This window comes from Pseudomonas sp. 7SR1 (genome assembly GCF_900156465.1).
Lineage (GTDB): Bacteria > Pseudomonadota > Gammaproteobacteria > Pseudomonadales > Pseudomonadaceae > Aquipseudomonas.
Window position 1 is genome coordinate 2,342,446 of record NZ_LT707064.1, and the last position, 26,990, is coordinate 2,369,435.

At 62.7% G+C, this 26,990-nt stretch carries 25 protein-coding genes and 1 pseudogene; 11 read left to right on the plus strand and 15 right to left on the minus strand.

The window, feature by feature from the left end; all coding sequences use genetic code 11:
* The first annotated feature begins 155 nt into the window (after positions 1–155).
* Together BW992_RS10660 and BW992_RS10665 are read left to right on the plus strand one after the other, a co-directional pair.
* Positions 156–1,430, plus strand: a complete 1,275-nt coding sequence (locus tag BW992_RS10660) for a glycoside hydrolase family 68 protein (protein WP_076406181.1) — start codon at positions 156–158, stop codon at positions 1,428–1,430.
* 596 nt (positions 1,431–2,026) lie between these two features.
* Positions 2,027–2,386, plus strand: a complete 360-nt coding sequence (locus BW992_RS10665; RefSeq protein WP_076406183.1) for a DUF6124 family protein — start codon at positions 2,027–2,029, stop codon at positions 2,384–2,386.
* 134 nt (positions 2,387–2,520) lie between these two features.
* Here the strand turns inward: BW992_RS10665 and BW992_RS27385 are convergent.
* The 10 genes and pseudogenes from BW992_RS27385 to exaC all read right to left on the minus strand — a co-directional run.
* A pseudogene (locus BW992_RS27385) lies at positions 2,521–2,634 on the minus strand (DNA/RNA helicase domain-containing protein); the annotation flags it as partial.
* Positions 2,635–3,222: 588 nt separating this feature from the next.
* Complete coding sequence (locus BW992_RS10675) at positions 3,223–3,954, minus strand: LexA family transcriptional regulator (protein ID WP_076406185.1); 732 nt, start codon at positions 3,952–3,954, stop codon at positions 3,223–3,225.
* 206 nt (positions 3,955–4,160) lie between these two features.
* Entirely contained in the window at positions 4,161–4,688 is a 528-nt protein-coding gene (gene ppa, locus BW992_RS10680; RefSeq protein WP_072395734.1) for an inorganic diphosphatase, read from the minus strand.
* A 101-nt stretch (positions 4,689–4,789) separates the two neighbouring features.
* The gene (locus BW992_RS10685; RefSeq protein WP_076406187.1) at positions 4,790–5,611 is read right to left on the minus strand and encodes a zinc-dependent peptidase; all 822 of its coding nucleotides are present in this window, start codon (positions 5,609–5,611) and stop codon (positions 4,790–4,792) included.
* Between the two features lie 6 nt (positions 5,612–5,617).
* On the minus strand, positions 5,618–6,271 hold the full coding sequence (locus BW992_RS10690) for a DedA family protein (RefSeq protein ID WP_076406189.1): 654 nt from the start codon (positions 6,269–6,271) through the stop codon (positions 5,618–5,620).
* Between the two features lie 250 nt (positions 6,272–6,521).
* Complete coding sequence (locus tag BW992_RS10695; protein WP_072395750.1) at positions 6,522–6,983, minus strand: GNAT family N-acetyltransferase; 462 nt, start codon at positions 6,981–6,983, stop codon at positions 6,522–6,524.
* A gap of 106 nt (positions 6,984–7,089) precedes the next feature.
* Positions 7,090–7,914 carry an ethanolamine ammonia-lyase subunit EutC gene (gene eutC / locus BW992_RS10700; RefSeq protein ID WP_076406191.1) on the minus strand — a complete coding sequence of 275 codons (825 nt, stop codon included), beginning with the start codon at positions 7,912–7,914 and terminating at the stop codon, positions 7,090–7,092.
* A gap of 25 nt (positions 7,915–7,939) precedes the next feature.
* Positions 7,940–9,334, minus strand: a complete 1,395-nt coding sequence (locus BW992_RS10705; protein ID WP_072395754.1) for an ethanolamine ammonia-lyase subunit EutB — start codon at positions 9,332–9,334, stop codon at positions 7,940–7,942.
* A gap of 140 nt (positions 9,335–9,474) precedes the next feature.
* Positions 9,475–10,845: an ethanolamine permease gene (gene eat, locus BW992_RS10710; protein ID WP_072395756.1), complete on the minus strand. Its 1,371-nt coding sequence runs from the start codon at positions 10,843–10,845 to the stop codon at positions 9,475–9,477.
* 258 nt (positions 10,846–11,103) lie between these two features.
* Positions 11,104–12,624 carry an acetaldehyde dehydrogenase ExaC gene (gene exaC, locus BW992_RS10715; RefSeq protein ID WP_072395758.1) on the minus strand — a complete coding sequence of 507 codons (1,521 nt, stop codon included), beginning with the start codon at positions 12,622–12,624 and terminating at the stop codon, positions 11,104–11,106.
* A gap of 489 nt (positions 12,625–13,113) precedes the next feature.
* Here exaC and BW992_RS10720 point away from each other — a divergent pair, with 489 nt between their 5' ends.
* From BW992_RS10720 to BW992_RS10735, 4 genes are all read left to right on the plus strand, one after another.
* Positions 13,114–15,018 (plus strand): sigma-54-dependent Fis family transcriptional regulator, encoded by a 1,905-nt coding sequence (locus tag BW992_RS10720; RefSeq protein WP_076406193.1) that lies wholly within the window; start codon positions 13,114–13,116, stop codon positions 15,016–15,018.
* A 244-nt stretch (positions 15,019–15,262) separates the two neighbouring features.
* A complete protein-coding gene (gene mpl, locus BW992_RS10725; RefSeq protein WP_072395773.1) occupies positions 15,263–16,612 on the plus strand; it encodes a UDP-N-acetylmuramate:L-alanyl-gamma-D-glutamyl-meso-diaminopimelate ligase in 1,350 nt (449 codons plus the stop codon).
* Positions 16,609–17,256 carry a flavin prenyltransferase UbiX gene (ubiX, locus tag BW992_RS10730; RefSeq protein WP_072395775.1) on the plus strand — a complete coding sequence of 216 codons (648 nt, stop codon included), beginning with the start codon at positions 16,609–16,611 and terminating at the stop codon, positions 17,254–17,256. Before mpl ends, ubiX begins: the two co-directional genes overlap by 4 nt.
* A complete protein-coding gene (locus tag BW992_RS10735) occupies positions 17,249–17,533 on the plus strand; it encodes a YceK/YidQ family lipoprotein (protein WP_072395777.1) in 285 nt (94 codons plus the stop codon). The genes ubiX and BW992_RS10735 overlap by 8 nt, the downstream gene beginning before the upstream one ends.
* A 215-nt stretch (positions 17,534–17,748) precedes the next feature.
* On the opposite strand, the gene BW992_RS10740 is transcribed toward BW992_RS10735, so the two are convergent.
* The 3 genes from BW992_RS10740 to BW992_RS10750 all read right to left on the minus strand — a co-directional run bounded on the left by BW992_RS10740 (position 17,749) and on the right by BW992_RS10750 (position 20,695).
* Positions 17,749–18,390, minus strand: a complete 642-nt coding sequence (locus BW992_RS10740) for an oxidoreductase (RefSeq protein WP_072395779.1) — start codon at positions 18,388–18,390, stop codon at positions 17,749–17,751.
* 27 nt (positions 18,391–18,417) lie between these two features.
* Entirely contained in the window at positions 18,418–20,136 is a 1,719-nt protein-coding gene (locus BW992_RS10745; RefSeq protein WP_072395781.1) for a C13 family peptidase, read from the minus strand.
* Positions 20,137–20,239: 103 nt separating this feature from the next.
* Positions 20,240–20,695 carry a MaoC family dehydratase gene (locus BW992_RS10750; RefSeq protein ID WP_072395783.1) on the minus strand — a complete coding sequence of 152 codons (456 nt, stop codon included), beginning with the start codon at positions 20,693–20,695 and terminating at the stop codon, positions 20,240–20,242.
* A gap of 186 nt (positions 20,696–20,881) precedes the next feature.
* On the opposite strand from BW992_RS10750, the gene BW992_RS10755 reads away from it, so the two are divergent.
* From BW992_RS10755 to BW992_RS10765, 3 genes are read left to right on the plus strand one after another with little or no spacing between them, the layout of a single operon-like run.
* Positions 20,882–21,247: a CidA/LrgA family protein gene (locus tag BW992_RS10755; RefSeq protein ID WP_072395785.1), complete on the plus strand. Its 366-nt coding sequence runs from the start codon at positions 20,882–20,884 to the stop codon at positions 21,245–21,247.
* A complete protein-coding gene (locus BW992_RS10760) occupies positions 21,244–21,960 on the plus strand; it encodes an LrgB family protein (protein ID WP_072395787.1) in 717 nt (238 codons plus the stop codon). Before BW992_RS10755 ends, BW992_RS10760 begins: the two co-directional genes overlap by 4 nt.
* A gap of 11 nt (positions 21,961–21,971) precedes the next feature.
* Complete coding sequence (locus tag BW992_RS10765; protein WP_072395798.1) at positions 21,972–22,562, plus strand: LON peptidase substrate-binding domain-containing protein; 591 nt, start codon at positions 21,972–21,974, stop codon at positions 22,560–22,562.
* Between the two features lie 51 nt (positions 22,563–22,613).
* Here BW992_RS10765 and BW992_RS10770 read toward each other — a convergent pair whose 3' ends face one another.
* The gene (locus tag BW992_RS10770) at positions 22,614–23,930 is read right to left on the minus strand and encodes a bifunctional DedA family/phosphatase PAP2 family protein (RefSeq protein WP_072431401.1); all 1,317 of its coding nucleotides are present in this window, start codon (positions 23,928–23,930) and stop codon (positions 22,614–22,616) included.
* 198 nt (positions 23,931–24,128) lie between these two features.
* The gene (locus BW992_RS10775; protein WP_072395802.1) at positions 24,129–24,809 is read right to left on the minus strand and encodes a DNA-3-methyladenine glycosylase; all 681 of its coding nucleotides are present in this window, start codon (positions 24,807–24,809) and stop codon (positions 24,129–24,131) included.
* A 186-nt stretch (positions 24,810–24,995) separates the two neighbouring features.
* Here BW992_RS10775 and BW992_RS10780 point away from each other — a divergent pair, with 186 nt between their 5' ends.
* Both BW992_RS10780 and nadD read left to right on the plus strand, forming a co-directional pair.
* Positions 24,996–26,267: a glutamate-5-semialdehyde dehydrogenase gene (locus BW992_RS10780; RefSeq protein ID WP_076406195.1), complete on the plus strand. Its 1,272-nt coding sequence runs from the start codon at positions 24,996–24,998 to the stop codon at positions 26,265–26,267.
* A 34-nt stretch (positions 26,268–26,301) separates the two neighbouring features.
* Positions 26,302–26,955: a nicotinate-nucleotide adenylyltransferase gene (nadD, locus tag BW992_RS10785; protein WP_168199065.1), complete on the plus strand. Its 654-nt coding sequence runs from the start codon at positions 26,302–26,304 to the stop codon at positions 26,953–26,955.
* The last annotated feature ends 35 nt before the right edge of the window (positions 26,956–26,990 follow it).

Consider the following 26,990-nt stretch of genomic DNA (forward strand, 5'->3'; position numbering starts at 1 on the left):
GTATCAGCATCCAGGAAAAACTCTGAATATGCACAAATGCATTTTTTTGCTTGACCCCTTTGGGGAGCCTCTATAAGGTTGTTTTCACTGTATGCGCATACAGTATTTATCAATCTTTATTCAGTTCAATCCATTCATGGACGAGGTAGTAGCTTATGAAAACCAACGCTGAAAAATTCGGTGTAACCCCCCATCAACCCAGCCTCTGGACCCGCGCCGATGCGTTGAAAGTCCGGGCGGATGATCCCACCACCACCCAGCCTCTGGTCAGCGCGGATTTCCCCGTATTGAGCGACGACGTGTTTATCTGGGACACCATGCCCCTGCGCGACCTGGACGGTAACGTGACGTCCGTCGATGGCTGGTCGGTGATCTTCACCCTGACGGCCGACCGTCATCCAAACGACCCGCAGTACCTGGACGAGAACGGTAACTACGACATCCTGCGCGATTGGAACGATCGTCACGGTCGGGCAAAGATGTACTTCTGGTTTTCCCGTACCGGCAAGGACTGGGAATTCGGTGGCCGTGTGATGGCCGAAGGCGTTTCGCCGACCGTTCGCGAATGGGCCGGTACGCCGATTCTGTTGAACGACCGAGGTGAAGTGGACCTGTATTACACCGCCGTCACCCCAGGCGCGACCATCGTCAAGGTGCGCGGTCGGGTCGTGACCACTGAACATGGTGTCAGCATGGTCGGCTTCGAGAAGGTCAAGCCGCTGTTCGAGGCCGACGGCAAGATGTACCAGACCGAAGCCCAGAACGCCTTCTGGGGTTTCCGTGACCCATGGCCATTCCGCGACCCGAACGACGGCAAGCTGTACATGCTGTTCGAGGGCAACGTGGCCGGTGAGCGCGGCTCGCACAAAGTGGGCGAGGCCGAAATCGGCGACGTGCCACCGGGTTATGAAGATGTTGGCAACTCGCGCTTCCAGACCGCCTGTGTCGGCATTGCCGTAGCCCGCGACGCCGACGGCGACGACTGGGAAATGCTGCCGCCCCTGCTGACCGCCGTGGGCGTCAACGACCAGACCGAACGCCCGCACTTCGTGTTCCAGGACGGCAAGTACTACCTGTTCACGATCAGCCACACCTTCACCTATGCCGACGGCGTGACCGGGCCGGATGGCGTGTACGGCTTCGTCGCGGACTCGCTGTTCGGCCCCTACGTGCCGCTCAACGGCTCCGGCCTGGTACTGGGCAACCCATCCTCCCAGCCATTCCAGACCTACTCGCACTACGTGATGCCAAACGGCCTGGTGACCTCCTTCATCGACAGCGTACCGACCGACGAAACCGGCACGCAGGTTCGCGTGGGTGGCACCGAGGCACCCACGGTGGGCTTGAAGATAAAAGGGCAGCAGACGTTTGTCGTGGCCGAGTACGACTATGGGTACATCCCGCCGATGCTTGACGTCACACTCAAGTAATAGCGGTACGGGGCTTTCAGGCAACGGTTTTGAGGTCGATGACAAAACCGTTGTGGATATGATCGAGATATCCCGCCTGATTTATTGCGATGTTGGTCGCGAGCCCCGTTGAACAACGAGTCGTAGCCTTCTTCGCGACTGGCTGCAAGGATGCAGCCAGTCGCGAATGCATTTGCCTGCGACGTATGTACACAAGCCCCTCTGTGGGAGCGAGCTTGCTCGCGATAGCGGTGCATCCGCAGCATTCCAGCCAGCTGTTTATCGCGACTCCACGAGCCTGGCCAAGACCGACATCGCCTTGCGCCATCGCCTACAACTACGCCAGAATCCGCCGGCTTGTGCGTCTTGGGTCACGTCGGTAGTTTGGGGCCTGTCACTGCTCATCAGTGATCGGGTTTAGTCGCCCGTCTCAACCTAAGGCGTACCAAGTCCCGTCGGACAGGCTTTGCTGTTCCTGTATTGATGGTGGCTGTGCGCAGGGCGCCCCCGGGCGCGCCGGGATTCTTAGGTTCACCGGTCGACTAACCTGCGCACAGCTGCCGCCCTCTCGTTTAGTCGCGAGGTGGTTGCAGCCTCACTTACAGGAACCTAAGTCGATGGCAAAAATTACACCGAACCCTCCAACCGCAGATGAGCATGTATCTCGCGCTCAGTCTGCTCGTAACAACAAGCTCGATGACGCTGCCAACCGGGCGTTGGATTACTACCTGAAGCCTACGCCGAAAAGCGAAACGTCTGACAAATCCAACACCATCTTTCGTATCGCACCTGATGTTGATTCGGAATGTTTGCTTGCCAATCTCAGTGAGAACCTGGCTTCGGCTAATGCCATGATCAGTGATTTGGCGTTTGGTCTTGAGGGATCACGACGGCATTTTGCGTTGGGGATTTTGCAGGTGATTGAGATGAGTGAACTGTTGGCGAATCGGGCTTTGGATATTGTTGAGGTGAGGTAGGGCGGGGTTCGCTGCCCTCCTGGCGTAAAAAAGGTCTTGCTTGGCAAGACCTTTTTCGTATCCGAGAGTCGCGAAACGACGAGCGCTCAGATTGTCCAACAACCTGTTGGAGAATTGTCTAAGTCAGCAGGACATCAGTGGGGGCGGTAATCGGCGAGCCGATTCTCAAAGTACTGTGCCGTCTCCTGATCAGTACAGTATAGGTAGCACCCTTTCATCCCACGGGTCATCAGCGTTCGGTAGGTGTTGATTGCTGGTGGGTAAAGAGGACATGGCAGGGGCTATCCGTAGGGTTCCCGTTTCGCTGTAGGACGCAGCGCAATATGTCGTCAGAATATTCTCTTCTGATAGCATTTGGGAATCATACGGTGTTCGATGACCTTTGCTGTCGAGCGCGGGGATACTTACGAGCGACGTTGTTTGGTCATCAGGCGAGATTTGGATGGGGATGGATAAAGTCCGGGCATTAAAAAGCCGGCTTATGGCCGGCTTCTCGTTGACTGACTCAGTTCGTTTTTGACAAACCTCACCAGCCTTCAAAACGTACATCCGGCTCTTGCGGCCGGCTGTGGGACTTGGTCAGAAAGTGATCTGCCTTGTCGGTGCGAGGCGTGGGCTCGCAAATGTGGGGCGCAGGATACGCGGGTTTTTGGCAGAAGCCCAGTGGTAAGTGGTGTGGAATCATTGGGTTAGGGTGGGGTTCAGGTAAAAAGCGGGGGCTGCTTTGCAGCCCAGCGGGGATGAATCCCCTCACCACAGATGTGCTCACCGTTGAAGCTTCTAACCGCCGAAGCCCAACACTAGAGCTTCGGTGGTTGTCTTTCCGAGCGGGACGATCAATCGCACACCGGCGGTCTCTGTTTGTTGAGGGTGGACCACCAGAAGACCCAGCCGATCACCCGTATGTTCTGCGCTTCGATCTGTTCGGTGCTGAAAACTTCGTCCGGGTAAGCCACGCTGTTGTGGCTGCGCAGGCGCAGTCGGTTGCCGGGGATGCGGTGCAGGTACTTGATGCGCAGCATGCCGTCGTGTTCGAGGGCGTAGATCTGGCCGTCGACGATTTGGGTCAGGCCGCGGTCGATGGCGAGGGTGGAGCCGTCTTCGATGCGTTCGGCCATGCTGTCGCCGACCATGGTGGTGCAGATGGCGTCGCTGGGGTTGATTTCCAGGGATTCGAGGTGGCTGCGGGGCAGGCGGGTGGTCTGGCCGGGGATCTCGATGACGTGGGTCTTGATCGCGCCGGGGGCGATGGGGGCTTCCTTGTAGTAGGGCAGTTCAATGTCCGTGGCTTCCGGCACGCTGTAGACGCCCTGGTTTTCGGCGGCATCGTAGGTGGTGCCGGGCCCCAGCCCCAGCGGGGTTTGCGGGCCTTCGCCGTTGGCGAGCCATTGGGGGCTGACGGTCAGCAGGCCGGCGATGCCATGGATGCGCCCGGGTGGGATGCCACGGTTGAACCAGTTGTTCACGTGCTGCGATTTCACGCCGTATAACTTCGCGAAGTCGGCGGAGCGGATATTGGCTTCTTTAAGAAGGGCTCTGAAGCGGTCGCCACTGGAGATCTTTTTCATAAACGGAAAGTTTAGGGGCGACTGTGTTTTGAGCAATAAACATGTCGTGCAAATTTATAAGACGATCTTTCCGTTTGCGGGAATTGAATTGAGTGAGCTAAACGCAGATAAACGTTGTTCGGCACTATTAATACATTGAAGTATTAAGCGATGCTCCAGGCATAAAAAACCCCGGTGGAAACCGGGGTTCTTCTGCAAGTTCAGGCTCAGCCCTTGTAGGCGGCAACCGACTTGGTGATCGCTTCGCGGGCGGCGTCAGCACCGGCCCAGCCTTCGATCTTGACCCACTTGCCCTTTTCGAGATCCTTGTAGTTCTCGAAGAAGTGCTCGATCTGCTGGATCAGCAGTTTTGGCAGGTCGGTGTATTCCTTCACATCAACATACAGCTGCGACAGTTTGTCGTGTGGCACTGCGATGACTTTGGCATCGCCGCCGCCGTCGTCGGTCATGTTCAGGATGCCGACCGGACGGGCGCGGATGACCGAACCTGGGGCAACCGGGTAAGGGGTCACCACCAGTACGTCGAGGGGGTCACCGTCGTCGGCCAGGGTGTTGGGGATGTAACCGTAGTTGGCCGGGTAGAACATCGGGGTGGCCATGAAACGGTCAACAAACAGGCAATCGCTGTCCTTGTCGATTTCGTATTTGATCGGGGCGTGGTTGGCCGGGATTTCGATCGCAACGTAGATGTCGTTCGGCAGGTCTTTGCCAGCCGGAATCTTGCTGTAGCTCATTGGGCGGTGCCCCCGTTAGTTGACCAAAAGGCTGGTCGGATTGACCAAAAGTGGCGGCGATTATAGGCATATTCAGCCGCTGATGCCACGTATCAAGGGTCTTAGAGACCTTGGTATGACGCCTGGTAGACCGGATCTTCGGCCTGAAGTTGCCGCAGCCGGGCCAACGGATCCTGGCGGTAGAAAAGCCGCAGCTGTTCATACACCCTGGGGTATGCCTGGTGCAGCAGGTCCGGGGCGCTGAAGAAGTATTCGCTGGTGACGGCGAAGAATTCCGCAGGGTTTTCCGCCGCGTAGGGATCAATGAGGGTTTGTGCATCCGGATTCTGGTCCAACTGGCGATCGAGGTCGTCAAAGGCCTGTTGCATGGCCTCGGCCCAGTCCTGGATCCGCATGTCGGCATGCAGCGGCGGCAGGCCGTTGGCGTCGCCGTTGAGCATGTCGAGCTTGTGGGCCAGTTCGTGGATCACCAGGTTGTAGCCGTCCCAGCCGCCGCTGGCGATGACGCCGTCCCAGGCCAGGATGATCGGCCCCTGGGGCCAGGCTTCGCCGCTGTGTTCACCATCCCATTCGTGCTCGATGCCGCTGGCGTCCCGGTAGCGCTGGGGGCTGAGGAAGTCGTCGGGGTAGAGGACGATTTCGTGGAAGCCCTGGTACCAGTTCAGATCCCCCAGGTGCATCAGCGGGAGCTGGGCCTGGGCCGCGAGCAACAGGCGCTGCTCCTGGTGCAGTTCGACGCCGGGCAGGGCGGTCAGGTGCTTGTCATGCAGGAACAGCACGCAGGCTTCGCGCAGCCACTGGTCCTCGGCGGGGCTGATGCCGTCGAGGAAGCACAGTTGATGACGCACTCGTTGCCAGGTTTCATCGGCAACGGGGTGCCTGGCGAGGGTGCGTCGGCGACGCCAAGTGCTCAGGGACCACATGATGGGTCAGCGCGATGCGGCGTTGGAACCGCGGGCCAGGCGGCTGCGGACCAGGCTGATGACCATCGGCAACAGCGACAAAAGGATGATGCCCACCACCAGCAGCGACAGGTTCTGCTTGATGAATGGGACGTTGCCGAAGAAGAAGCCGAGGGTGACCAGGCCGCCGACCCACAGCACGGTGCCGAGCACGCTGAAGCCGAAGAAGCGCATGTAGGGCATTTTCGCCACGCCGGCGACGAAGGGGGCGAAGGTGCGGATGATCGGCAGGAAGCGCGCCAGGGTCACGGTCTTGCCGCCGTGCTTGTCGTAGAAGTCGTGGGTTTGTTGCAGGTAGTCGCGGCGGAAGATCTTCGAGTTCGGGTTGCTGAACAGGCGCTCCCCCGCGGTGCGGCCGATGAGGTAATTGGTGCTGTCGCCGAGGATCGCCGCCAGCATCAGCAGGCCACCCAGCAACCAGGGGTCCATGCCGCCGCCCGCCGCCACGGCGCCGGCGATGAACAGCAGCGAATCCCCCGGCAGGAAAGGCGTCACCACCAGGCCGGTTTCACAGAAGATCACCAGAAACAGGATGGCGTAGATCCACGGCCCATAGTTGGTCACCAGCATGTCGAGGTACACATCGAGGTGCAGGATGAGGTCGAGGGGGTTGAAATCCATGCAAAACACCTGTGGTGGTGGCCTGGCTCGGCAGGCTTTGGGTCGGGCTTTGAGTATGACTACAGCGTGTGTAGCTTTTTCTTACAAGCCGGGAAGAGCGGCATTATACGGTCTGGAGGGGGAGGTGCGGGGTGAGTTTGTAGCTAGGGATTTCGGTGGTGTTCTGGCGGGGTGAAGGCTCTTGTGGCGAGGGGATAAATCCCCTCGCCACAAAGGGGGTGGTGTTGTGGCAGGGGACTCAGCCACAGGGTCAGATCCCTTCGCTGATCGGCAGCACGTAGTTCTTGAACTCGGTGTCTTCCTTGAAGCCGATGGACTCGTAGGTTTTCTGCGCCGCTTCGTTGTTGCTGCTGGTGGAAACGCGCATGCGCACGGCGTTGGTTTCCTTGGCCATTTTCTTCGCGGTGCGGATCAGGTGGTCGGCCACCAGCTGGCGGCGGGCGTCTTCGGCGACGTAGATGTCGTTGAGGATCCACACGCGCTTGAGGGACAGCGACGAGAAGCTTGGATAGAGCTGGCAGAAGCCCAGCAGCTTGTTGTCGTCGTCATCGGGCAAGGCCAGGTAGATCACCGACTCCTTGCGGCGCAGGCGCTTCTCGAGGAAGGCCCGGGAAGAGTCCGGGTACGGCAGTGAGCCGTAGAATTCACGGTATTTGACGAACAAGGGCGTCAGCAGGTCCAGGTGTTCCAGGGTCGCTTGGATAATCCGCATGGTAGGTCTCGCTAACAAAAGGTCGACAGAAATTCTGACAACGATGGTGCCTTGTCGTGCTTCGATGCTGCCTGAAAGCGGATCAGAAACGCAATCGGGCGCCGGATCAGTCTTGGGGCGGCATCAGTAGGAAGTTACCTTTCATCTCGGCGTTTTTTTCCGACTCTAGAGTGTGAACCTGGGCTTCGTCCTTCAGGTTGACCCCCGAGAGCTGTCGGCGGCAGGCCTCGCGCATCAGGTAGATCAGGCGATGGGCCGCCATGCCGTAGCTCAGGCCTTCGAGCCGGACGTTGGAAATGCAATTGCGATAGGCGTCGGTCAGGCCGACCTTGGGGTTGTAGGTGAAATACAGCCCCAGGCTGTCGGGGGAGCTGAGGCCGGGGCGTTCGCCGATGAGGATCACCGACATTCTTGCGCCGAGCCGCTGCGCCACTTCGTCGGCCACGGCGACGCGGCCCTGTTCCACCAGGACCACCGGCGAAACCGACCAGCCTTCGGCGGCGATCTGCTCTTCCAGGCGCGCCAGGAATGGCAGGGTATGGCGATGCACGGCAAGAGCGGAGAGGCCGTCGGCTACCACGATGGTCAGGTCAACGCCGCCGGGGTGGGCGGCGGCGTAGTCCTGCAGGGTCCGGGCGGACGCTTCGTCGAGCCGTCGGCCCAGGTCCGGGCGCTGCAGGTAGCTGTGGCGGTCGCTGGCGGCACTGTGGAGCAACAGGCTCTCGCGACCGCGCTCGCTCAGTTGCGTGCGCAGGCCCTGGTGATCGAATGCCAGGTGCACGGCGTCCCGGGCCTGGGCGTGGGCATACTGGAAATCCAGCTGTGCCTGGGTGGGCAGGCTGGTGCCGGTGCGGCCCAGGGCGATGCGCGCCGGTGTCAGGCGGCGCAGTTCCAACCAGGGGTTTTGCGTGTCGACAGGTTTTTTATCCATCGGCCAATACTCATCCAAATGCGGCTTATCCCAAATGTGCCAAGGCGTGGCGGAACGCCGGTGGCAGGTTGTCGCCGAACCGCACCCGGCCATCGGCCTGGGTAAAGATGCCCATGTTGGCGAGCCATTGTTCGAACTCCGGCGCCGGTTTCAGGCCCAGGGTCTGGCGGGCGTAGAGGGCGTCGTGGAACGAGGTGGTCTGGTAGTTGAGCATGATGTCGTCGGAGCCGGGGATGCCCATGATGAAGTTGATCCCGGCCACGCCCAGCAGGGTCAGCAGGGTGTCCATGTCGTCCTGGTCGGCTTCGGCGTGGTTGGTGTAGCAGATGTCACAGCCCATCGGCACGCCCAGCAGCTTGCCGCAGAAGTGGTCTTCGAGGCCGGCGCGGATGATCTGTTTGCCGTTGTACAGGTATTCCGGGCCGATGAAGCCTACAACCGTGTTCACCAGGAACGGGTTGAAATGCCGTGCCACGGCGTAGGCCCGGGTCTCGCAGGTCTGTTGATCGACGCCGTGGTGGGCGTTGGCCGACAGCGCGCTGCCCTGGCCGGTTTCGAAATACATCAGGTTGTTGCCGAGGGTGCCGCGATTCAGGCTCAACCCGGCCTCGTAGCCTTCTTTCAACACGTTCAGGTTAATGCCGAAACTGGCGTTGGCCGCTTCGGTGCCGGCGATGGACTGGAATACCAGGTCCAGGGGCACGCCACGGTTCGCCGCTTCGATGGAGGTGGTGACGTGGGTCAGCACGCAGCCCTGGGTGGGGATGTCGTAGCGTTGGATGATGGCGTCGAGCATTTCCAGCATGGCGCAGATCGAGGCCGTGCTGTCTGTGGCCGGGTTGATGCCGATCATGGCGTCGCCGTTGCCCAAGAGCAGGCCGTCTAGGATGCTGGCGGCGATTCCGGCGGGCTCGTCGGTGGGGTGGTTGGGCTGCAGGCGTGTGGACAGCCGGCCACGCAGGCCGAGGGTGCCGCGAAATTTCGTCACCACGCGGATTTTCTGCGCCACCAGCACCAGGTCCTGGACGCGCATGATCTTCGACACCGCCGCCACCATTTCCGGCGTCAGGCCCGGGGCCAGCGCCCGCAGGCTGTGCTCGTCGGCGGCATCGCTGAGCAGCCAGTCCCGAAATCCACCGACGGTGAGGTGGCTGACCGCTGCGAAGGCCTGTTTGTCGTGGGTGTCGACGATCAGCCGGGTGACTTCGTCGGCCTCATAGGGAATCAGTGCTTCTTGCAGGAAATGGCTGAGAGGAAGGTCGGCCAAGGCCATTTGCGCGGCGACTCGCTCGCCATCGTTGAGTGCGGCGACCTCGGCCAGGAAATCCCCGGAACGCGCCGGGCTGGCCTTGGCCATCAAGTCCTTGAGGCTGTCGAAGCGATAGGTCTGGGCGCCGACGGAATGGGCGAATGCGGCCATGGGCGGTGTCCTCCTGATTCTCTGAATAACTTGAATACACCCCGTGATCCTGTGGGAGCGAGCAAGCTCGCTCCCACAGGGGGTTGGCATGCACTTCTATATGGCAGGCACCGGGCCCTCGGCCCGGTGCCGGTGCAACTTCAGATACCTGTGAGCATAGCGTCCGCCGGGGCGTTGGAGCGTTGCTTGGCGGTCAGTTGGAAATACAGGTAGCCGGCAATCATGAAACCGAGGAAGACCAGGCAGATCACCGGGTTGAACCAGGCCATCGCCACCAGGCACACCACCGCCAGGAACAGCGCGATGCCCGGTACGATCGGGTAGCCCGGGGCGCGGAAGGTGCGTTCCAGGTTCGGTTCGGTCTTACGTAATTTGAACAGGCTGAGCATGCTGATGATGTACATCACGATGGCGCCGAATACCGACATGGTGATCATCGCCGCCGTCAGCGTCATGCCTTGCAGGTTCACCAGGCCATCGCTGTAGATCGCCGCGATGCCGATCACGCCGCCGGCCAGGATCGCCCGGTGCGGAGTCTGGAAGCGGGACAGCTTGGCCAGGCCCCGTGGCAGGTAGCCGGCCCGGGCAAGGGCGAAGAACTGGCGCGAGTAGCCGAGGATGATCCCGTGGAAACTCGCCACCAGGCCGAACAGGCCGATCCACACCAGCATGTGCATCCAGGTCGAGTCGTTGCCGACCACGGCTTTCATGGCCTGGGGCAGCGGGTCATTGATGTTCGACAGTTGCCGCCAGTCGCCTACGCCGCCGGCCATGATCATGACGCCGATGGCCAGGAAGACGAGGGTCAGGATGCCGCTGACATAGGCCCGGGGAATGGTGCGTTTCGGGTCCTTGGCTTCTTCGGCGGCCATGGCCGCGCCTTCGATGGCCAGGAAGAACCAGATGGCGAAGGGGATCGCCGCGAAAATGCCCGGGATCGAGGCGAGGCTGAACTCGTTGGAGCCGGCCCAGCCGTTGAGCACGAAGTTGCTGAAGCTGAAGCCCGGCGCGACCACGCCCATGAACACCAGCAGTTCGGCGACCGCCAGCACCGTGACCACCAGTTCGAAGGCGGCGGCGATGCTGACGCCGAGGATGTTCAGGGTCATGAAGATCACGTACGCGCCGACGGCCGCGAGCTTGGGATCCAGTTCCGGAAATTGCACGTTGAGGTAGGCGCCGATGGCCATGGCGATGGCCGGCGGCGCAAAGACGAATTCGATCAGGGTGGCGATGCCGGCGATCAACCCGCCTTTCTCGCCAAAGGCCCGTCGGCTGTAGGCAAAAGGCCCACCGGCGTGGGGAATCGCGGTGGTCAGTTCGGTGAAGCTGAAGATGAAACAGGTGTACATCAGCGCCACCATGAGGGCGGTGACGAGAAAGCCCAGGGTCCCTGCGGTTCCCCAGCCGTAGCTCCAGCCGAAGTACTCGCCGGAAATCACCAGGCCGACGGCAATGCCCCATAAATGCAGGGTGCCGAGTGTGGGTTTGAGTTGAGTCGTGGTTGTCATAAGTCCTCTCTTCTTTTTTATTGTTCGATCTGTTGGACTTTCGGGTTTGTGGTGGAGCGGGCACGCAAGGCTCATGCCAGAGCGGTGGGCGGTAAATGGATGTTGTCAGTGAGGGCGCTATCGCGAGCAGGCTCGCTCCCACAGGGATCTGTGGATAACTCTTTTTCCAGGGTTGGCAACAGATCCACTGTGGGAGCGAGCCTGCTCGCGATAGCTGTCTAAGGGGCAAGGTAGGAGAACCTGCCTTGCCCCAATGGCTTAGAAGAACCCCAGCGGATTGATGTCGTAGCTCACCAGCAGGTTCTTGGTCTGCTGGTAGTGGTCGAGCATCATCTTGTGGGTTTCACGGCCGACACCGGACTTCTTGTAGCCACCGAACGCGGCGTGGGCCGGGTACAGGTGGTAGCAGTTGGTCCAGACGCGCCCGGCCTTGATGGCCCGGCCCATGCGGTAGGCCCGGTTGATGTCGCGGGTCCACAGGCCGGCACCGAGGCCGAACTCGGTGTCGTTGGCGATGGCCAGGGCTTCGGCTTCGTCCTTGAAGGTGGTGATGCTCACCACCGGGCCGAAGATTTCTTCCTGGAACACGCGCATCTTGTTGGTGCCCTTGAGCAGGGTCGGCTGGATGTAGTAACCGCTGGCCAGGTTGCCCTCGAGTTTTTCCACCGCGCCGCCGGTGAGCAATTGCGCGCCTTCGCCCTTGGCGATCTCCAGGTACGAGAGGATCTTGTCGAACTGCTGCTCCGAAGCCTGGGCGCCGACCATGGTGTCGGTGTCCAGCGGGTCGCCGCGCTTGATCTGTTCGATTTTCTTCATCACCACTTGCATGAATTCGTCGTAGATCGACTCCTGCACCAGGGCACGGGAAGGGCAGGTGCAGACTTCGCCCTGGTTGAAGAACGCCAGCACCAGGCCTTCGGCGGCTTTTTCGATGAAGCTTGGCTCAGCCTGCATGATGTCTTCGAAGAAGATGTTCGGCGACTTGCCGCCCAGTTCCACGGTGGACGGGATGATGTTCTCGGCGGCGCATTTCATGATGTGCGAGCCCACCGGGGTGGAACCGGTGAAGGCGATCTTGGCGATGCGCTTGCTGGTGGCCAGGGCTTCACCCGCTTCCTTGCCGAAGCCTTGCACCACGTTGAGCACGCCGGGTGGCAGCAGGTCGCCGATCAGTTCCATGAGCACGCAGATGCCCAGAGGGGTTTGCTCGGCCGGCTTGAGCACCACGCAGTTACCGGCGGCCAGGGCCGGGGCCAGTTTCCAGGCGGCCATCAGCAGCGGGAAGTTCCACGGGATGATCTGCCCGACCACGCCCAGTGGCTCATGGATGTGATAGGCCACGGTGTTGCCATCGATCTCGGCGGCCGCCCCTTCCTGCGCCCGCAGGCAGCCGGCGAAGTAGCGGAAATGATCCGCTGCCAGGGGGATGTCGGCGTTGAGGGTCTCGCGTACGGCCTTGCCGTTGTCCCAGGATTCGGTGATCGCCAGGGTCTCGAGGTTCTGTTCGATGCGGTCGGCGATCTTCAGCAGGATCAGCGAACGCGCCTGGGCCGACGTGGCGCCCCAGGCATCAGCGGCAGCATGGGCGGCGTCCAGGGCCTTTTCGATGTCTTCGGCCGTGGAGCGCGGGAATTCGGCAATGGGCTGGCCATTGACCGGGGAAGTATTGGTGAAGTACTGACCTTTGACAGGCGCGACGAACTCGCCGCCGATGTAGTTACCGTATTTGCTCTTGAACGAAACGATAGCGCCTTCAGTACCGGGGTGAGCGTAACGCATGATGAGTTCTCCTTGGCTTTTGTGCTTATACGGGAGGCCGCGCAAATCGAGCGCCGGTATTTAAACCTAGAGCAAAGGTTGGGCCATTGCCTTGCAGGGCCCGTAAATCAAGACTTCAGGAGGAGTTCGTCGGACAAACGGATAGCCGGTGTGACGATCGCGATACGGCGGGTGTGACACTTTGTGCCATGGGTGAGACAGTCTGTGACTGCCGGGTCTCGCCAGCATTGCATTGCCGGTTGGGCTGGAGGATGCTGGGGCATGCGCCAGATGGCCTGCCGAACACCGTTATGGCGAAGGGGTATCTTTTGGTGAGTGGATGTACCTGTGGCGAGGGATCTATCCCCTCGCCACAGGTTAAGTGCCAGCCCCGGGATCAAGTGCCCAACCAGGTTCAAGCGTCACGTACAGGTTAAGTGTCAGATAAAGCATCAGGTGTCCGGACCGTTACTCCAACAAGGCCGCAACCTTCGGGGAGAATAATAAGAAATGCACAGCAACCATTTGACCCGCCATGCCCAGCAAGTCTTCACGGTCACCCAGGGTAAGGCCCATTTGCAGGGCCCTGGCAGCGATCCATCGATCGCCCGTTCCTGGCTGCGCTGCCTGGAGGATTATCACCTCGACCCGGCCCAGAACCTGGCGCCGACGGTGCTCGAGCATGGCCGGGTGCTGGAGAGCCGCGAGCGCCTGCAGCAGGTGCTGAATATCGCCGGCACGGAAATGACCAGCCTGCACCAGCAACTCTCCGGCGCCGGTCATGCGGTGCTGCTCACCGACGCCCGGGGGGTGATCCTCAATTGCGTCACCGCTCCCAGCGAACGCAAGATCTTCGAACGGGCCGGTCTCTGGCTCGGCGCCGACTGGAGCGAAGCCTGCGAAGGCACCAACGGCATCGGCACCTGCCTGGTGGAGCGCCAGGCCCTGACCATCCACCAGGAAGAACATTTTCGCGGTCGCCATACCGGCCTGACCTGCTCGGCGAGCCCGGTCTTCGACCCGCACGGCGAATTGATGGCGGTGCTCGACGTGTCCTCGGCCCGGCCCGACGTGTCGCGCCAGAGCCAGTTCCACACCATGGCGCTGGTCAACCTGTCGGCGAAGATGATCGAGAGCTGCTACTTCCTGCGTTGCTTCGACGATCAATGGCTGTTGCGCTTCCATTTGCAAGCCGAATCCGTGGGCCTGTTCAGCGAAGGGCTGCTGGCTTTCGATGGCGAAGGGCGGATCCGCGCGGTCAACCAGAGCGCCCTGAACCTGCTCGGGCACATGCGCGGTGGCTTGATCGGTCAGCGGGTCGAGGACTTTTTCGACTGTTCCCTGGACGAATTGCTGGGCCGGGCCAGTCCCCAGGCCAGCGCCAGTTGGCCACTGCGCAGCCGAGATGGGCGGCATCTGTTCGCTGTCTTGCGTGGCCAGGCGCGCAGCGTGCCGGTGCCGATCGCGCCGGCGCTCAAGGCCATCGAACCCGCGCGGGCGTCGGGTATCTGCCTGGGGGATACGACGCTTCAGGAGCATTTTCGCAAGGCGCTGCGGGTGTTCGAACGCGACGTGCCGCTGCTGATCCATGGCGAAACCGGCTCCGGCAAGGAGGCGTTCGCCAAGGCCGTGCACCACGCCAGCCAGCGCGCCGGCAAGCATTTTGTCGCCCTCAACTGCGCGGCCATCCCGGAAAGCCTGATCGAGAGCGAACTGTTCGGTTATCGCGGCGGCAGTTTCACCGGGGCCCGCAAGGAAGGCATGCGCGGCAAGCTGCAGCAGGCCGACGGCGGAACGTTGTTCCTGGACGAGATCGGCGACATGCCCCTGGCCTTGCAGACCCGGCTGTTGCGCGTGCTTGAAGACCGCCAGGTGGTGCCCATTGGCGGCGAGCCCGAGCCTGTCAACGTGCGCATCATCAGCGCAACTCACCGGCAATTGCTCGAGCGGGTCCGGGATGGCAGCTTCCGCGAGGACCTGTATTACCGGCTCAACGGCCTGGAGATTGCCTTGCCGCCATTGCGCGAGCGCGGCGACAAGGCCCAGTTGCTGGATTTCCTGCTGGCCGAAGAGGCTGGTGCCGACATGATCAACCTCGATGAACCGGCACGCCAGGCGTTGCTGGGGTTCGACTGGCCGGGCAATGTGCGGCAGTTGCGCAATGTCCTGCGCACCCTGGCCGCGTTGTGCGAAGGCGGGCGGATCGGCCTGGAAGACTTGCCGGCGATGATCCGCCAGCGCCCGGTTGCCGTGGTCGAAACGGTGGCAGAACGGCCCCTGGAAGATGCCGAGCGCCTGGCGTTGCTCGATGCCCTGGAGCGTCAGCGCTGGCACATGACCCACACGGCGGAACAACTGGGGATCAGCCGCAATACCCTTTACCGAAAGTTGCGTAAACACGCCATCGCCCGCTGAGCCGCAGCGCATCTACCTGAAGGAATGCGGTCAACTGTGGGAGCGAGCCTGCTCGCGATGACGGCGGCACATCCAGCATCAACGCAAGTTGACCCACCGCTATCGCGAGCAGGCTCGCTCCCGCAGGGGGTATGGGCTGTTTGCAAGTCTGGCGGGCACCTGTAAAGGCGGCGTGAAATCGAAACACAAGGTGCGATTTCCCCCTCCCTAGGCTAACCTGCGGCCATGTTTTACGAGGTCGACTATGCACATCCATATTCTCGGTATTTGCGGCACTTTCATGGGTTCGATGGCGGTCCTGGCCAAGGAGCTGGGCCATCACGTGACTGGCTCCGACGCCAACGTCTACCCACCGATGAGCACCCAGCTGGAAGCCCAGGGCATCGAACTGACCCAGGGCTATGACCCGGCGCAACTGGACCCCGCGCCGGACCTGGTGGTCATCGGCAACGCCATGTCCCGTGGCAACCCGGCGGTGGAATACGTGCTCAACAAGGGCTTGCCCTATGTGTCGGGGCCGCAGTGGCTGGCCGACCATGTGCTGCAGGGCCGTTGGGTCCTGGCAGTGGCCGGCACCCACGGCAAGACCACCACCAGCAGCATGCTGGCCTGGGTCCTGGAGCACGCCGGCATGAGCCCGGGCTTCTTGATCGGCGGCGTGCCGCAGAATTTCTCGGTATCGGCGCGCCTGGGCGGCACGCCGTTTTTCGTGATCGAGGCGGACGAATACGACAGCGCGTTCTTCGACAAACGCTCGAAGTTCGTCCATTACCGTCCCCGCACGGCGATTCTCAACAACCTTGAATACGATCATGCGGACATCTTCCCTGATCTGGCCGCCATCGAACGGCAGTTCCATCACTTGGTACGTACCATCCCGAGCGAAGGCCTGGTCATCCACCCCACCACCGAACCGGCCTTGCAGCGCGTCATCGAGATGGGCTGCTGGACCCCGGTGCAGACCACCGGCGCGGGCGGGCAGTGGCAAGTGAAATTGCTCAGCGAAGATGGCTCGCAGTTCGAGGTCATGTTTGAAGGCCAATCCCAGGGTGTGGTGGAGTGGGCGTTGACCGGCCAGCACAACGTCGCCAACGCCCTGGCGACACTGGCGGCGGCCCGGCATGTCGGTGTGGTGCCTTCCATGGGCATCGCCGCATTGAGCGCATTCAAGAGCGTCAAGCGGCGTATGGAGATAGTCGCCCAAGTGCGCGGCATCACCCTCTATGACGACTTCGCCCACCACCCGACCGCCATCGCCACCACCCTCGACGGTTTGCGCAAGCGCATCGGCGATGCGCCGTTGATTGCCATTATCGAGCCGCGCTCCAACTCCATGAAGCTTGGTGCGCACCGTGATGGCCTGCCCGAAAGCGTGGTGGATGCCGATCAGGTGATCTGGTACTCACCGGCCAACCTCGGTTGGGACCTGGGAGCCACTGCGGCGTTGTGCACGGTGCCGTCGATTGTCAGCGATTCCCTGGAAGGCATCATCGAGCGCGTGAAGAGCCAGGCACAGCCCGGCACGCACGTGGTCATCATGAGCAACGGTGGCTTTGGCGGCCTGCATGGCAAACTGGCCGAGGCGCTCAAATGAATACTCGCCTGGGGGACAATGGCCCCGAACGCATCACACTGGCAATGACTGGAGCTTCCGGCGCCCAGTACGGCTTGCGCCTGCTCGATTGCCTGGTGCGGGAAGATCGCGAGGTGCACTTCCTCATCTCCAAGGCGGCGCAACTGGTGATCGCCACCGAGACCGACGTGAGCCTCCCGGCCAAGACCCAGATGATGCAGGCGTTCCTCACCGAATACACGGGAGCTGCGGCGGGGCAGATCCGTGTGTACGGCAAGGAGGACTGGATGTCGCCGGTGGCTTCCGGCTCCGGCGCGCCGGCGGCGATGGTGGTGGTGCCGTGTTCCACCGGAACCCTGTCGGCGATCGCCACCGGTGCCTGCAACAACCTGATCGAGCGGGCCGCGGACGTGACGCTCAAGGAGCGCCGGCAGTTGATCCTGGTGCCTCGGGAGGCGCCGTACTCGAGTATTCATCTGGAGCATATGCTCAAGCTGTCGAACATGGGCGTAACCATCCTGCCGGCTTCCCCCGGGTTTTATCACCAGCCGCAGACCATCGACGACCTGATCGATTTCGTGGTCGCGCGAGTCCTCAATCTGCTGAACATTCCCCAGGACATGTTGCCGCGTTGGGGGGAGCATCATTTGAGCAGCGATGAATAAGCTGCTGGTCCTGGCGCTGGCGCTGCAACTGGCCGGCTGTGCCACCGCTCGTACCCTCGACGCCGCCAAGCCTGGTGCGCCGGTGGTATATGCCGGGACGCGGCTGGATCTCTATGCCCTCAATGGCGGTTGTTGCGCCAAGGACCGCTTCGGCGCCGAGGCCCCGCGCTATCCAGGCGTCGACCTGCCGGCCAGTGCGTTGCTCGACACCCTGTTGCTGCCGCTGTCGTTGTTCACGGCAATGGGCGTGGGGTTCCAGGCGACTGGCGGGATGTAGGGCTCAGAAGAGGTAGCTGCACGAAAGCACTCCCGTGGCGAGGGGATTTATCCGCGCTGGACTGCGCAGCAGTCCCAAAACCGCAACAGGCGTATATCAGGCCGATCGAGCTGGCTGCCTTGGGGCCGCGTCGCGGCCCAGCGGAGATGAGTCCCCTCGCCACAATTGCCTCGCACCACAAGCGCTTGGCTTGGATACGGGGCCGCTTGCCCAGCCTACTTGCCCAGCTTGCGCAACTCATCCGACTCCACCACCCGCACCCCATCCTGCTCTTCCAGGGCCAGGCGCCACATGGCGCGGGCCAGTTGGCAGGCTTCGATGCCGTGGTACTTGCCCGGGATCAGCTTCGACAAGGGGCCGGCCAGTTGCTCGGCCAGGCGAGGCTCGGGCCGTTCCCCCAGCAGCAGGGAAGGCCGGCAGATGGTCAGTTGCGGCCAGTCCTGGGCCTTGAGCGCCGCTTCCATCTCGCCTTTGACCCGGTTGTAGAAGATCGACGATTTTGGATCGGCCCCCAAGGCGCTGATGACGATCAGGTGCCGGGCCCCCAGTTCCCGGGCACGCTTGGCAAACGCGACGACCAGGTCCAGGTCCACCGCGCGGAAGGCCTGTTCGGAGCCGGCTTTCTTGAGGGTCGTGCCGAGGCAGCAAAAGGCGATATCGACCTGGCCGTCGAGTCGCGGCAGTACGTCGGCCGGCTCCCCGACCGGGTTTTCCAGGCGCGGGTGCTCCGCCAATGGCCGGCGTGAAGGCGCCAGGACCCGGCTGATGGTCGGTTCGTTGAGCAACCGGTCCAGTAGGTGTTCCCCGGTCAGCCCGGTAGCGCCGGCGAGCAAGACATGCTGAGGCGTCAAGTACATGGTGTTTCCCCCTTGATACGGTTCAGCTTAGTTGCTCTTTTGGCCCTCGTCGTTCAGTGCGGTACTTTGCAATGCTTTGCGCGCCTGCTGTTTACGCAGCAGTTGCCAGTGGGAAAGCACCGTCCTGGGCGCCCAGATCTGCGGTTCGGAGGCTTCGAAATTGTCCGCCTGTTCCCGTTCGGCAACGGTGGCCTTGGCCAGCTTGAAAGCCTGTTCCAGGTCGTCGGTCTGGTTCAGTGCTTGGGCGAACAGCGCATCGCCGAAATAAGTGAAGTTGGCCTCCTCGGAACAGCCGAAGGACACCCGGTCCGCCCGGGAAGCGGTCATGATCAGGGTGCGTTCGTCCTTGAGGGCCGGAATGAAACCCCCTGAGTAGCAGGCCGAGATCACCACGATCTTGTCGCGGTTTTTCAGGGGCGCCAGCACCGCCGCCAGTTCATCGGCGGGCAGGTCGGCCAGTTCCATGCGCGGTTGGTCCAGGACCAGTTCGTGTTCGCTGGTGCCATGGCTGGTGAGGTAGATGAACACCAGGTCTTCCGGGCCGCTGCGCTCGGCCAGTGTGCGGGCGGCGCGCCGCAGGCTTTCGCGGGTGGCCATGGGACGGTCGCCCAGGTGGTCGCGATGGTTGACCAGGCGGATCTGGCCGAACGCACCGAAGCGGCTGGTGAGCATGTTGGCGACATAGTCGGATTCGCGCAGGAACACGCTCTGCTTGCCGTCGCCGCCCAGGGTCAGGCTGTAGAGCTCCACCGCTGCCGTCGAGGCGGGGATGTCGGCCAGTGCGTCGTCCAGCAGCCGGCCCTGGGCCAGCAGGCCGAGTTCGAGTACATCCGGCAGCGGTTTGCCGTCGGCGTCGCGCACCCGCTGGCCATTGGCCCAGATACCGCTCTGTACCGTGCCGTCGGTGAGCGCCAGGGTGCCGCGACCGTTATAGCTGTCGTTTTCGAACTGGCCGATGTAGAAGCTGCCATCGGGCAGGTTCAGGCGGCCCTGGCCGGTGAAACGCCATTCATTGAATTGACCGCGGTAATGGCTGCCATCGGCACCGATCAGTTCGCCCTTGCCGGTGAGGGCGCCTTCCTTGAACTGGCCGATCCAGACATCGCCATCGGCGTTTTCGTAGCGACCGCGGCCGCTGAGCTGGTTGTCCTTGAACCCGCCGACGTAGACATCGCCATCGGCGCTGTTGAAGGTGCCCCGGCCTTGCAGCTGGCCGTCGACGAAGTTTCCGGTGAACTGATTGCCGGCGGCATCCAAGCGTTGGCCTTCTCCGTTGGGCTTGCCGTTGGTGAAGGGCCCCTGGTACTGGCTGCCATCGGCGAGCTCAAGGCGTCCGAGGCCTGAATACCGGTCGGCCTTGAATTCGCCGCGGTAGGTCATGCCGTTTTCCTTGAGCGTGCCTTCCCCGTCTCGCCGGCCGTGCTTGAACCCGCCGCTGTAGCTGCTGTTGGGCGTGCTCAGGCTGCCCTGGCCATGGAACAGCCCATGCTGGAACTGGCCGCGATAGACCTCGCCGTTGCTGCCGTGCCATTCCCCGTTGCCATGCCATTGGCCTTGGTCGAACTGCCCGGCGTACCAGCTGCCGTTGGGGTAGTCGACGCGCCCCTGGCCTTGCAGCAGGCCGTTCACCAGCTCACCGCGGTAGCGGCCGCCATCGGGCAGGCGAGCGTCGGGCGGCAGCAGCGATTCGCCGTCGCCGCAGGCAGTCAGCAAGAGGGTCAGGGCCAAGGGAGCAAGTGAGCGCATAACGGGGATCCAGGTAATCAGGCGACGAGTATGCCGCAGCTGCGCCTTCTGGATATAGAGAAGCGGTGCGAAACTGCCTGGGCGGCTTCGCTTCCGCCTGGGTTCACACGAAGCAGAGCGACAGGGGCTCGGCGATGTAGGCCGGTTTGTCCGAGCCTTCGATTTCCAGCGTGGCGGTGGCCTTGAGCAGCCATTGGCCGGGTTTTTTCTCGGTCACGTCCACCAGGTCGACCTTGAGCCGGACCCTGGAATCGACTTTCACCGGCTGGATGAAACGCACGCTGTCGAGTCCGTAGTTGACCACCATCTTCACGCCCTCGGGCAGGATCAGGATGTCTTCCATCAGCTTGGGCATCAGCGACAGCGACAGGAACCCGTGGGCAATGGTGCTGCCGAACGGGGTCTGTGCCGCCTTGACCGGATCGACGTGAATGAACTGGAAGTCACCAGTGGCTTCGGCGAACAGGTTGATGCGGTCCTGGTCGATGCTCAGCCATTCGGAACGTCCCAGTTCCTTGCCGACATAATCTTTGAGCGCTGCAACAGGCACATAGGGCATTGAGACTCTCCTTGGTTCATCGGTTTTATCTGGAGCGGGGACCTGGGTCCCCGGAGAACCACTGTAGATCAACATGACGGACCGGGCAGGTCATCGACCATGCTTTTTACGAATGCCGGACCATAGCGCGGGCATGCTTATAATGCGGGCGCATTCAATGGGGACATGTCGCGGGGGAAAGAGCGGATGCTGTTACGGGGCCTGACCTGGCTGGTGCTGTTCCAATTGCTGGGCACCGCCATCAATCACTTGTTCTTGCCGGTGCTGCCGGGGCCGATCATCGGCCTGCTGCTGTTGCTGGGTTACCTGGTCATGCGGGGCGAGGTCAGCGAGCCGCTGAGCCTGGCCGCCAGCAGCCTGTTGCGGTACCTGCCCTTGCTGCTGGTGCCGCCGGCGGTGGGGGTGATGGTCTATGCCCGGGCCATCGCCGCCGACTTCTGGGCCATCGTCGGGGCGCTGACGTTGTCGCTGGTCTTCTCCGTGGCGCTGACCGGCGTGCTGATGCAGCGCCTGGCCCGGCGTCACGCTCCGGCGCCGGAGGACTCGCAATGATGCTCGATTGGCAAGGCGCCTGGACCTCGGTGATCCATCATCCACTGTTTGGCATCGGCATCACCCTGGGTGCCTATCAACTGGTGCTGGCAGCGTTCGAAAAGACCCGCTGGATATTCCTGCAACCGGTGTTGATGTCGATGCTGGTGCTGATCGGTGTGCTGGTCGGTTGCGGCATCAGCTACGCCGAATACCGCAAGAGCACCGAGATCCTCAGCATCCTGCTGGGCCCGGCCACGGTCGCCCTGGCGGTGCCGCTGTATTTGAACCTGCGGCGGATCCGGCAATTGTTCTGGCCGATTTTTACTACGCTGGTGATAGGCGGAGTGTTCGCCACCGGGTCCGCAGTGCTGCTGGGGTGGGCGTTGGGGGCCGAGCATATGATCCTGATGACCATGGCGCCCAAGTCGGTGACATCGCCGATCGCCATGCTGGTGGCCGAGCAGATCGGCGGCGTGGCGGCCATGGCCGCGGTGTTCGTGCTGATCACCGGCGTGCTGGGGGCGATCCTGGGGCCGGGCATCCTGGACCGCCTGGGCGTGCGCAGCCCTGAGGCGCGGGGCATGGCGTTGGGCCTGACGGCCCATGCGGTGGGCACTTCGGTGGCATTGCAGGAAAGCGAGGAGTCCGGAGCCTTCGCGGCGCTGGCGATGAGCCTGATGGGCGTGGCCACGGCGGTGCTGCTGCCGCTGGTTGTATCGATGACCGTCTAAGGAACTGGGTTATGACGTTGCCGCTTTTCCCGTTGAACACGGTGCTGTTTCCCGGGTGCATCCTCGATCTGCAGATTTTCGAGGCGCGCTACCTCGACATGATCGGCCGCTGCATGAAGCAAGGTGAGGGGTTCGGGGTGGTGTGCATCCTCGATGGCCAGGAAGTCGGTATCGCGCCGCAAGGCTACGCGCGGGTCGGCTGTGAAGCGCGGATCACCGACTTTTCCCAGCAGGACAACGGCCTGCTGGGGATTCGCGTGCAGGGCGCACGCCGCTTCATCGTGCACAGCAGCACGGTGCAGCCGGATCAACTGACGGTCGCTGAAGTGGAGTGGCTGGAGGAAGAGCCGGAGCAACCGTTGCAGGACGAGGACGCCGACCTGGTGGCGTTGCTCAAGGCCCTGGCCGAGCATCCGATGGTCGAGGCGCTGAACATGGGCACCGAAGCGACCGGCCAGCAATCGCTGGCCAACCAACTGGCCTACCTGCTGCCGTTCAATGAGCTGGACAAGCTCGACCTGCTGCAGCTCGACGATCCCCAGCAGCGCCTGGACGCCATCCAGGCCTTGCTCGACGAGTTGCAGGGCGAACTCTTCGCCTGACACCACCAGACAGCACCGATCCCCTGTGGATGCGAGCTTGCTCTGGATTGCCTAATAGGCATACCGCAGCATCCCATGGGGCAGGTGTCGCAATGCAAAGAAGCTGAACCCCGCCACCAGGGCCGGCAGGACCAGCCACCAGATCTTCGGCGGCATGGCCTGCAGCGGCGCCTGGCGCTGGCTCAGCCACAGCATGGCGGCGCAGACGCAGGCGGCGAGCATGGCGCCAGCCAGGATGTCGCTCGGCCAGTGGACGCCGAGGTATACCCGTGACAGCGCGATGGCCAGGGCCGGCATGCAGCCCAGCAACAGCCAGGTCAGGCGCAGGCGCGGCGGCTGGCCACGCCCGGCCAGGACGGCGAGGGCCAGGAACATCGCGAACGAGCCGGAGGCATGGCCGCTGGGCATGCTGTAGCTGGTCAGGGGTTCGGTGAGGATTTCCGGACGCATGCGGGCGAAGAAATGCTTGAGTCCGGTATTGGCCAAGGCGGTGATCAGCATCGTCGAACCGGCGAAGATTGCCTGTCGCCATTGACGTGCCACCAGCAGCAGGACGGTAAGCAGTACGCTGAAAATCAGCATGTAGCGGAATTCGCCGATCAGCGTGAAGGTCACGGCGATTTCATCCAGGTTCGGGCTGCGATGCTCCTGGACCAGCGCCATCAGGCCCTGGTCGAAGGCGCTCAGGTAGCGGAACCCGATGAACAGGCCGATCAGGATCACCAGGCCCAGGCCGGCGATCAATGCCGCGGCATGTCGATGGCGGCGCAGGCTGCTGTTGACGCTCAAGCCGATCATCACGGCGATGCTGCCGATAACCACGCCGGCCTGGGGCCAGAAGCCTTCGGGCAGCGGCAGGCGAAACGCCGCCCCGGTGGCCCAGCCCGGCAGCAGGTACGCCACGCTCCAGCCCGCCGCGGCCAGCAGGCTGACGGCGGCAAAGCGCGGGAACGGCATGTCGCACATCCCGGCCACCATCGGCAGCATCGGCCTCAGCGGGCCGATGAAGCGGCCCACCAGCAGACTGGCGATGCCGTAGCGCTGGAAATAGTTTTCCGCGGCGCTCATCCATTCCGGGTGATGGCGCAGCCCCGGCAGGCGCCGGATGTTCTGGTGGAAGTGCCGCCCCAGGAAATACGACACCAGGTCCCCGAGCAAGCCCCCCAGCAGGCCCAGCAGCAACGTCTCGCCCAGGGACAGCGCGCCGCTGCCGGCCAGCACCGCCACCGCAAACAGCAGCACGGTACCCGGCACGATCAGCCCGGCGATTGCCAGGCATTCCACACATGCAACGATGAATACCGCTACCGCAAGCCATTGCGGGTTGGCGGCCAGCCATCCTGTGATGCTATCGAGCCATGGGCCCATAAGAACAACTCCGTTGAAAAGTGATCGGCATGCAACCTTTCCTGCACCGGGCCCTTGCGGGAGCGAGAGACCGTGGTCACCGAGACCCTTGTGGGAGCGAGCTTGCTCGCGATGGCGGTGGGTCAGTCAGCCCCCCATTCTGCTGATCCGACGCTATCGTGAGCAAGCTCGCTGCCCCAGGGTTCGGCGGTGCTGTGTTCATCCAAGCAAAAAATAGTCGCGACCTTCGACCTGGCCGCGTCGCAACGGGTTACGGGTGCACCAGGGGGCATAGGCCGCATCGACGAAGCGATAGGGCAAGTGTTCGTCGCGCCCCAATGGGATGCCCAGGCGGGTGGTCTGGATCACATTGACCGTCGGTACGCCCACGTCCTCCACCAGCAGGCGTTCGGGGTCGAAGCGCCTGGCATCCCAGTCCGGCACTTTCAGACCCAGGGCCTTGCACAGCAGGGTCTGGCCGGCGCAGAGCTTTTGCGGCGTGCGCGGGCGACCCTGGGCGTCGGGGTTGTTGAGCAGCATCTGCGCCAGGCTCTGGGGTCCGGAAATGCCATCGACCCAAGGGTAGGCCGATTTGATCAACACGGCGTTACCCGGGCCCTGGGCGCTGAAGTTCAGCGAATCGCCGCCCCGGGCGTAGTACATATAGATGTGTCCGCCATCCAGAAACAAAGCCTTACGTTTTTCCGTGTAGCCCAGCGAGGCGTGGCTGCCTTTTTCGGCAAAGTAATACGCCTCGGTCTCGATGATCCGCGCGCTGAGCCACAGTTCGCCAACCTTGTGGCGGATGACTTTGCCCAGCAGGTCCTGGGCCAGTACCTGGGCGTCGCGATCGAAGAAGGCGTGGGGCAGGGCAGTGGGCGTAGAAGGCGAGTCGGTCATGACGATGGGCGAAGTGAGGCCAAAGGAAGCGCGATGATAGCAATGCCAATCTTAATCACCGCTGAACAGGTGAAATTTGTGCCGGTTTTGTGCTTCCGCCGGTCACCGCTGCGAGTCCACGCTGTTAGTCGAGGGATACGACAGTTATAATCTGCCGCTTTCTCCCTCGCCAAGACCACACAGACCATGACTGAGTCCGTTCTTGACTACATGACCCGCCTGGGTCGCGCCGCTCGCGAAGCGTCGCGCATCATCGGCCGGGCCAGCACCGCGCAGAAAAACCGCGCCCTGCAGGCCGCCGCCAATGCGCTGGACGCTGCGCGCGCCGAGCTGTCCGCCGCCAACGAGCTGGACCTGGCCGCCGGCCGGGCCAACGGCCTCGAGCCGGCCATGCTCGAGCGTCTGGCGCTGACGCCGGCCCGCATCGACGGCATGATCGTCGGTCTGCGCCAGGTCGCGGCACTGCCGGATCCGGTGGGGGCGATCCGCGACATGAGCTATCGCCCGTCGGGCATCCAGGTCGGCAAGATGCGCGTGCCCCTGGGCGTGGTCGGGATCATCTACGAGTCGCGGCCGAACGTGACCATCGATGCGGCGAGCCTGTGCCTGAAGTCCGGTAACGCGACCATCCTGCGTGGCGGTTCCGAGGCGATTCATTCCAACCGTGCCATTGCCGCCTGCATCCAGCGCGGCCTGGCCGAAGCCGGCCTGCCGGCGGCCGTGGTGCAAGTGGTGGACACCACCGACCGCGCCGCTGTCGGCGCGCTGATCACCATGCCCGAGTTCGTCGATGTCATCGTGCCTCGTGGTGGCAAGGGGTTGATCGAGCGGATCAGCCGCGACGCCCGCGTGCCGGTGATCAAGCACCTGGACGGCATCTGCCACGTCTATGTCAGTGCCCACGCCGATCTGCCCAAGGCCCAGCGTATCGCCTTCAATGCCAAGACCTATCGCTATGGCATCTGCGGCGCGATGGAAACCCTGCTGGTGGACCAGGCCGTGGCCCGGGACTTCCTGCCGCCCATGGCTGCACAGTTGCGCGAAAAAGGCGTCGAGCTGCGCGGTTGCGAGCGCACCCGCGCGGTCATCGAGGCCGTTGCGGCCACCCAGGAAGACTGGGACACCGAGTACCTGGCGCCGATCCTGTCGATCCGCGTGGTCGACGGGCTGGATGAAGCCATCGAGCACATCAATCGCCACGGCTCGCACCACACCGACTCGATCGTCAGCGAGCACCAGGGCGAAACCCGGCGCTTCGTGGCCGAGGTGGACTCGGCGTCGGTGATGATCAATATCCCGACCTGCTTCGCCGACGGTTTCGAATACGGATTGGGTGCCGAGATCGGCATTTCTACTGATAAGCTGCACGCCCGCGGCCCGGTGGGCCTCGAAGGCCTGACCTGCGAGAAGTACATTGTGGTCGGTGACGGCCAGTTGCGCGGACAGGAGCCGGTCTGACTTGGGCGATCTCGACCCGGCAGTCGCTGCGACGATGACAACCGCGCCCCGGCGCATCGGCATCCTGGGCGGCACGTTCGATCCGGTGCACATCGGCCATTTGCGCGGTGCGCTGGAAGTCGCCGATGCCCTGGGCCTCGATGAGCTGCGCCTGACGCCCAGCGCCAGGCCGCCGCACCGGGGAACGCCGCAGGTATCGGCACAGGACCGTCTGGCGATGGTCGAGTGCGCGGTGGCAGGTGTGCCGCCGCTGGTGGTGGACGCCCGCGAATTGCAGCGGGACAAGCCGTCCTACTCCATTGACACCCTGGAGCTGATGCGTGCCGAACTGGCCGCCGATGCCCAGGTTTTCCTGCTTCTGGGCTGGGACGCATTTTGCGGCCTGCCTACTTGGCATCGCTGGGAGGAGTTGCTCCAGCATTGCCACATCCTGGTGTTGCAGCGCCCGGATGCCGACAGCGAGCCGCCGGATGCCTTGCGCAACCTGCTGGCGGCCCGCTCGGTGAGCGACCCGCTGGCCCTGAAGGGGCCGAGCGGACAGATTGCATTCGTCTGGCAGACGCCGCTCGCGGTATCCGCCACCCAGATCCGTCAACTGCTGGCCAGCGGTAAGTCGGTACGTTTCCTGGTGCCCGACGCGGTCCTGGCCTACATCGATGCGCACGGGCTGTACCGTGCGTCGAACTGAACAAGGCGTGCTTCACTGTTACGAAGCGCCCGAAC

Coding starts and splice junctions, on each gene's coding strand:
- BW992_RS10760 (WP_072395787.1), top strand. CDS start 21,244: ATGATGCTCGATTGGCAAGGCGCCTGGACCTCGGTGATCCATCATCCA.
- BW992_RS10780 (WP_076406195.1), top strand. CDS start 24,996: ATGACTGAGTCCGTTCTTGACTACATGACCCGCCTGGGTCGCGCCGCT.
- BW992_RS10720 (WP_076406193.1), top strand. CDS start 13,114: ATGCACAGCAACCATTTGACCCGCCATGCCCAGCAAGTCTTCACGGTC.
- BW992_RS10690 (WP_076406189.1), bottom strand. CDS start 6,271: ATGGATTTCAACCCCCTCGACCTCATCCTGCACCTCGATGTGTACCTC.
- BW992_RS10665 (WP_076406183.1), top strand. CDS start 2,027: ATGGCAAAAATTACACCGAACCCTCCAACCGCAGATGAGCATGTATCT.
- ppa (WP_072395734.1), bottom strand. CDS start 4,688: ATGAGCTACAGCAAGATTCCGGCTGGCAAAGACCTGCCGAACGACATC.
- BW992_RS10685 (WP_076406187.1), bottom strand. CDS start 5,611: ATGTGGTCCCTGAGCACTTGGCGTCGCCGACGCACCCTCGCCAGGCAC.
- BW992_RS10745 (WP_072395781.1), bottom strand. CDS start 20,136: ATGCGCTCACTTGCTCCCTTGGCCCTGACCCTCTTGCTGACTGCCTGC.
- BW992_RS10660 (WP_076406181.1), top strand. CDS start 156: ATGAAAACCAACGCTGAAAAATTCGGTGTAACCCCCCATCAACCCAGC.
- exaC (WP_072395758.1), bottom strand. CDS start 12,624: ATGCGTTACGCTCACCCCGGTACTGAAGGCGCTATCGTTTCGTTCAAG.
- BW992_RS10695 (WP_072395750.1), bottom strand. CDS start 6,983: ATGCGGATTATCCAAGCGACCCTGGAACACCTGGACCTGCTGACGCCC.
- BW992_RS10740 (WP_072395779.1), bottom strand. CDS start 18,390: ATGTACTTGACGCCTCAGCATGTCTTGCTCGCCGGCGCTACCGGGCTG.
- mpl (WP_072395773.1), top strand. CDS start 15,263: ATGCACATCCATATTCTCGGTATTTGCGGCACTTTCATGGGTTCGATG.
- BW992_RS10765 (WP_072395798.1), top strand. CDS start 21,972: ATGACGTTGCCGCTTTTCCCGTTGAACACGGTGCTGTTTCCCGGGTGC.
- BW992_RS10750 (WP_072395783.1), bottom strand. CDS start 20,695: ATGCCCTATGTGCCTGTTGCAGCGCTCAAAGATTATGTCGGCAAGGAA.
- BW992_RS10705 (WP_072395754.1), bottom strand. CDS start 9,334: ATGGCCGCATTCGCCCATTCCGTCGGCGCCCAGACCTATCGCTTCGAC.
- BW992_RS10755 (WP_072395785.1), top strand. CDS start 20,882: ATGCTGTTACGGGGCCTGACCTGGCTGGTGCTGTTCCAATTGCTGGGC.
- BW992_RS10735 (WP_072395777.1), top strand. CDS start 17,249: ATGAATAAGCTGCTGGTCCTGGCGCTGGCGCTGCAACTGGCCGGCTGT.
- nadD (WP_168199065.1), top strand. CDS start 26,302: ATGACAACCGCGCCCCGGCGCATCGGCATCCTGGGCGGCACGTTCGAT.
- eat (WP_072395756.1), bottom strand. CDS start 10,845: ATGACAACCACGACTCAACTCAAACCCACACTCGGCACCCTGCATTTA.
- eutC (WP_076406191.1), bottom strand. CDS start 7,914: ATGGATAAAAAACCTGTCGACACGCAAAACCCCTGGTTGGAACTGCGC.
- BW992_RS10770 (WP_072431401.1), bottom strand. CDS start 23,930: ATGGGCCCATGGCTCGATAGCATCACAGGATGGCTGGCCGCCAACCCG.
- BW992_RS10675 (WP_076406185.1), bottom strand. CDS start 3,954: ATGAAAAAGATCTCCAGTGGCGACCGCTTCAGAGCCCTTCTTAAAGAA.
- BW992_RS10775 (WP_072395802.1), bottom strand. CDS start 24,809: ATGACCGACTCGCCTTCTACGCCCACTGCCCTGCCCCACGCCTTCTTC.
- ubiX (WP_072395775.1), top strand. CDS start 16,609: ATGAATACTCGCCTGGGGGACAATGGCCCCGAACGCATCACACTGGCA.